At 43.7% G+C, this 6,029-nt stretch carries 5 protein-coding genes; 2 read left to right on the top strand and 3 right to left on the bottom strand.

The window, feature by feature from the left end:
• Positions 1–231: 231 nt before the first annotated feature.
• Together acnA and VLN09_RS01570 are read right to left on the bottom strand one after the other, a co-directional pair.
• A complete protein-coding gene (gene acnA / locus VLN09_RS01575) occupies positions 232–3,039 on the bottom strand; it encodes an aconitate hydratase AcnA (protein WP_325243418.1) in 2,808 nt (935 codons plus the stop codon).
• Positions 3,040–3,387: 348 nt separating this feature from the next.
• Positions 3,388–4,413: a DUF3025 domain-containing protein gene (locus tag VLN09_RS01570; RefSeq protein ID WP_325243416.1), complete on the bottom strand. Its 1,026-nt coding sequence runs from the start codon at positions 4,411–4,413 to the stop codon at positions 3,388–3,390.
• A gap of 114 nt (positions 4,414–4,527) precedes the next feature.
• Here VLN09_RS01570 and VLN09_RS01565 point away from each other — a divergent pair, with 114 nt between their 5' ends.
• On the top strand, positions 4,528–5,244 hold the full coding sequence (locus tag VLN09_RS01565; protein ID WP_325243414.1) for a metal-dependent hydrolase: 717 nt from the start codon (positions 4,528–4,530) through the stop codon (positions 5,242–5,244).
• A 44-nt stretch (positions 5,245–5,288) separates the two neighbouring features.
• Complete coding sequence (locus VLN09_RS01560) at positions 5,289–5,825, top strand: YchJ family protein (protein ID WP_325243412.1); 537 nt, start codon at positions 5,289–5,291, stop codon at positions 5,823–5,825.
• Between the two features lie 24 nt (positions 5,826–5,849).
• Here VLN09_RS01560 and VLN09_RS01555 read toward each other — a convergent pair.
• The coding region (locus tag VLN09_RS01555) for a class II glutamine amidotransferase (protein ID WP_325243410.1) at positions 5,850–6,029 on the bottom strand (180 nt) is incomplete at its 5' end.

Genomic DNA, 6,029 nt, shown 5'->3' with positions numbered 1-6,029 from the left:
GTACTGCTGGTATAAATTTTTTGCAGCCTCTGTCTGCGTAGGCACAGCAAGCAAGAAAAATTGATATTAGCAGTACGTTATGTATCGATATTGCTTTTCCCTGACTATAGATTTTCAGATACTTGTTTCCTCTCTTTATTCTAAGACGGGATACACCTAATAAAAAAACCCAATCTTTGCGATTGGGCTTTTTGTCATATTAAGTCTAATTATACTAAGTCTAATCAATTACTATGCAGCGTTTTTACTCTCAGCCGCCAATTGACGTAGTACATAGTGCAGTACACCACCGTGACGCACGTACTCACGCTCTTTTGGCGTCTGTAGCATGACATTGACATCAAAGCGCTCAGACGAACCATCGGCCCGTGTAGCGGTGACTTTCGCTGTCTTGCTCTCACCGTTATCTAAACCTGTAATGCTAAGCACTTCAGAACCGTCTAAATTATAGGTCGCAGCATTCTCGCCGTCTTTAAAGGTCAATGGTAATACGCCCATACCGACTAGGTTTGAACGGTGAATACGCTCAAATGAGCTGGTCAATACCGCTTTTACCCCGAGCAAAATTGTCCCTTTGGCTGCCCAGTCACGACTTGAGCCAGAGCCATATTCTGAACCGCCCAGTACCACGAGTGGACGCTTATCTTCTTTATACTTCATCGCCGCATCATAGATAGCCATTTCTTGACCATCTTGTAACGTGGCGCTATCACCGTTGAAGTAATAGGTATAACCGCCCTCTTTGCCAGCCATCATGGTGTTTTTGATACGGATATTGGCAAAGGTACCGCGAGTCATGACCGCATCATTACCACGGCGTGAACCATAACTGTTGAAGTCCGCTTCCATGACGCCACGACCTTGCAAGTACTTACCCGCAGGAGAATCAGCATCGATATTGCCAGCTGGCGAGATATGGTCGGTGGTAATTGAATCGCCAAACAGACCCAAGATACGTGCGCCTTCGATATCAGGGATACCTTCTGGATCCATGGTCATGCCATCAAAGAACGGTGGATTTTTGATGTAAGTCGATTCTTCGCTCCATGGATACAGTTGGCTATCAGCTGAACTAATAGCGTTCCATGCTGCACTACCGTCAAACACTTCACCATAGTTTTTGCGGAACATATCAGCATCAATATTATTAGCAATCAGCTCGTTAATTTCTTCTGACGTTGGCCAGATATCTTTTAAGAACACATCATTGCCATCTTGATCTTGTCCTAGCGGATGGGTTGTCAAGTCAATATCAACCGTACCTGCCAGCGCATAAGCGACTACCAATGGCGGTGACGCCAAGTAGCTCGCTTTCACATGTGAGTGAATGCGACCTTCAAAGTTACGGTTACCTGACAATACGGCAGCGGCAACCAAATCGCCTTCTTCGATAGCCTCTTCAATCGCCCCTAATAGCGGACCTGAGTTACCGATACACGTGGTACAACCATAACCGACTAGATAGAAACCGAGTTTCTCTAGCTCATCCATCAGCTGAGCTTTTTCAAGATAATCAGTTACGACTTTTGAACCTGGAGCCAGTGAAGTTTTGACCCATGGTTTAGCTGTTAGACCTTTTGCTGCGGCTTTTTTGGCGACCAGACCTGCACCAATCATTACTGCTGGGTTTGAGGTATTGGTACAAGAAGTAATCGCCGCGATAACGACAGAACCATCATGCAATTTATACTCTTCATCTTCGATATTGATAGTACAGTAGGTACTACCTTCAGCACAGAAAGGATTAGGTTTTGCCGCTAAAGCTTTGGCCTGCTCTTGCTTGCCGCCTTCTTCATCAAAGCGAATTTTGGCTTCAACTTCTTTCTTACGGTCTTTGGTCATCGCCGTCAAGGTTTCACCAAACTTCTTGTGCATATCAGATAGATTGATACGCTGCTGTGGTAAGTTCGGACCGGCAAGCGCTGGCTGTACTGATGATAAATCTAGCTCTAACTTGCTTGAGTAAGTCGCTGCTGGCGTATCAGCATCGTGCCACAAACCTTGCGCTTTCGCATACTTTTCAACTAGCTCAATTTGTGCTTCATCACGACCTGATAGACGTAGATAATCAATCGCCATTTGGTCAATCGGGAAAATACCACACGTTGCACCATATTCTGGTGACATATTGGCAATCGTTGCCCGATCAGCAAGTGGCATACTATGTAATCCTTCGCCATAAAATTCGACGAACTTACCAACCACGCCATGCGCACGTAGCATTTCAACCACACGTAAGACCAAATCCGTTGCGGTAACACCTTCGGTTAGCTTGCCTTTTAGCTCAAAACCAACCACTTGTGGAATGAGCATCGATGATGGTTGACCGAGCATCGCCGCTTCCGCTTCAATACCGCCCACACCCCAACCAAGCACGCCAATACCATTAATCATGGTAGTGTGACTATCCGTACCAAAGACCGTATCAGGATAAGCGGTCAGCTCACCATCGACATCAGCAGCCATTACGACGCGTGCTAAATACTCTAGGTTAACCTGATGCACGATACCGGTTGCTGGTGGTACGACCACGAAGTTTTTAAACGCATTACGACCCCAATGCAAGAACTCATAACGCTCGTTGTTACGTTTAAATTCAATTTTTTCGTTTAGTTCTAATGCGTCTTCACGGCCATAGGCGTCAACCTGTACAGAATGATCAACAACTAATTCACTAGGAATAAACGGGTTAATCTGCTCAGCGTTACCGCCAAGCTCAACCACCGCATCACGCATCGCTGCCAAATCGACAACCGATGGAACGCCAGTAAAATCCTGCAAAACAACACGGGCTGGCATAAAGGCAATTTCTTTTGACGCTTCTGCGCCTGCATCCCAATTGGCGACCGCTTCAATATGATTCTTGCCGACAGACTGCCCGCCATCTTCGTTACGTAATAGGTTCTCTAAGACGATTTTCATACAGAATGGTAGCGTATGAATATTGTCATAAGTCTGGGCAAGTTTGGGCAGGCTATAGTAGGCATGTTCCTTGCCATCGACCGAAATGGTGTCTTTCACATTAAAAATATCACTCATGGTAGCTTCCTTATCGTTGTTATAGATCCTTGACATAAATCATTATAAATTTATGCTGATAATTGGTGGCTAAATAATGGTACTTAAATTTTTACTAAATGAATTTAATGGCTAACTTTATAGCTCATATTAATAACGAATAAGAGTCGCTAAGAAAAATAGCCCGCTATATTTTCATATTAACAAAATCTTGGTTAACAAAAGACATAAGCATATCTTCTGTATTTAACAGTAACGTCCTTTTACCATAACAAATATACTGCGTTTTGTTAACGTCTAGACGTAGTCAAATCGTGGCATAATCGTAAACGTAACAATGCTTTAGGCGTCTAATGATACGGGATGTCCTTATACTTTATGACGGCGACCACTGCGAAACACTTGACTATCGTCATAAAAGCTAGAATTGGCATTTTTAGCCCAAAAGTGTGGCACACCCAAAATAGGCAATGGTGACAGTTTGCGCGGTGTCACGTCCGATTGAGATAATAATGCGTCCATATAATCAGCAACCTTTTGATCTAAATAATAGATACGTTCAGCTAGCGATAAGGCAAAAAAATCTTGGGTCACATGGATAACGATACTATGAGCGCATAATGCTTTACGCGGTTGTAGTAGCTTTTCTAACAGGGCATGCCCAAAAATATAAACAGCAGCTTGAGAGTCGCTATTTAGCGTTTCTGGTTTATCCCACTGCTTACGCGGTTCCACCAAACTTCTTTCCCAGTCAAAATCGATCAGCGCATCACCTATGCTAGGCTCTGCTGTCACCAAAATCGCCCCGTTTTCATCAAACACAGTAATGGTATCGCGGACACGCCCGCGACTGGCACCAATACCTTGATGCTCAATTTCAAGCATATGATAGTAATTAAGCAAGGCTTTAGTTTTGGGAAAGGTTAGCCAAATACTGCCGTTAAATAAGTCATGCAAATTATCACGCGTTGGAATATTTCCCGTCGTCGCGATAAAACTTTCGTACGCTTCGCCCTCGGGTAAGGCATCTTGCGACACAAATTTCAAAGTTTGGGCTTGATTGTTCAGCGCCGGTTTGGTTTGCGGCAATGGTTGTTGGGAGTCATCAGCCTGTTGGTGCAATGCTTCATTTAAAACCTTGGCGATAATATTAGGCGTATTTTCGATTTTATCTGGCTGAGCAGACTCATTTTTTAAAACACTAAGCTGTGTGATGGCTTTACTGATATCGCTTAACTGGTTTAAATGACACAGCCACGGTGCTTGCCATTCAATGGCAACAAAGCTGTCATCAAGCCTACTATCATATGCAGAAGGCTTATTAATAGTAGGATCAGAAGGGGCGTCATAAGAGGCATGGAAATCAGGTTTAGCAAGTAAATCAGTGGCGATCATGTTGACTATCTCTATTAGACGAATGGCTTGTCTATGGTATCATGGAGCGCTTTTTTACGGCTAGACGAGCCGCTCGAAATGAACGTTTCGCGCGCTATTTACTAATGAGTTTTTATGGCAAATTTTAACACCCACTTAAATGTTGCATTCATGGTTAGTGGTACGATGAGTCTAACGGTTTACAAAGCGGGATTAATTAATGATTCTGGGTTTTTGATGTGCGTGGCACTTGGCACCATCGGTGGACTGTTGCCCGATCTAGATTCGGATAACTCAACGCCGATTAAACTTGGCTTTAACATTACCTCGTTCATTTTTGCTTTTGGTTTGGTGATGCATTGGCGTAGCGAGCTTAGTTTGCTAGCGCTCATTGCTTTATGGCTGGCGGGCTACGGCTTTATGCGTTATGTGGTTTTCTCTATTTTTACTAAGATGACCGTACATCGCGGCGTCATTCACTCTGTGCCTTATATGGCAATATTGGGGCTTGGGCTAACTTATTTAAGCTATGATATTTTAAACTTACCATTAACAGCGAGCTGGTTTTATGGTTTGTTTTTATTTGGTGGCGCGCTTGTGCATCTGACATTGGACGAGCTATATAGTGTGAATTTGATGGGCATGAAAATGAAGCGTTCATCGGGTACGGCGATGAAGTTTTATCAGCATAAAGATAAATGGTGGTATCTGTTACTGTATGTCATTCTTGCGCTCTTAGTTTATTTTGCGCCGCCGTTTGATGCTTTTTGGCAGCAGTTACGTGACCCAGCGCCTTGGGCTCAGCTTAAACTCGGGCTGTGGCCAGAAATGATAAAAAACTGGCTGAACTGAAATTTGTACCGCTACTAAAAAACAAATAATAACTCGAGTAAATAATGTCAATTTCCCTACAAACCTGCCCTTGCCAAATTCACTCTTTATCAAGCGCTATCAGCTTACCGCTACTTTATCAGGACTGCTGTCAGCCCTATCATGACAGGCTTTATGATTCAGAGGACAACAAAGCTGACACTGCTGAGCGCCTCATGCGCACGCGCTATAGTGCCTTTGTCTTGATCAAACCAGAATATATTGTCAAAACCACCTTGCCCGCGCAGCAAGCATTGCTTGATATTAACGCGATTGAATCGTGGGCAAAAGAGACGGATTGGGCAGGATTAGAAATCGTGGCGCATACGCCACAGCTTGGTAAACGTCATGCGCAAGTAGAATTTAGGGCTTACTTTAATGCGCACGATAAACTACAAGCACATCACGAGCTCTCTGCTTTTGTAAAAATAAAAAACAAAGCTGCTAATGATGCAAATTGGTACTTTTTAGATCCGACTGTTTCAATGTCTATCACACAAAAACAGCCGTGTATTTGCGGGTCAGGTGAGAAGTTTAAGCGCTGTTGTGGTGTTTACATTTAATTAATATTAACTATTCGCCAACCCTTAAACACTCGCCCCAACCGACCGCGCAACCGCAATCCCTTCCTCAATCGTCAAAAACTTCCGCTGGCTTGGGCTGTCTTTATAAATGACATCCCCATCTTGAAATATTAAGCATTCATTGACTGCCAACTGCTGCCATTTTTCATTTTTAGTCAATGGCACAGTCACTAAGATAGTCAC

The organism is Psychrobacter sp., from assembly GCF_035469765.1.
In the GTDB taxonomy this organism is placed as follows: domain Bacteria; phylum Pseudomonadota; class Gammaproteobacteria; order Pseudomonadales; family Moraxellaceae; genus Psychrobacter.
The sequence above is the reverse complement of the archived record's forward strand: the minus strand, read 5'-3'. Positions and strand labels throughout refer to the sequence as shown.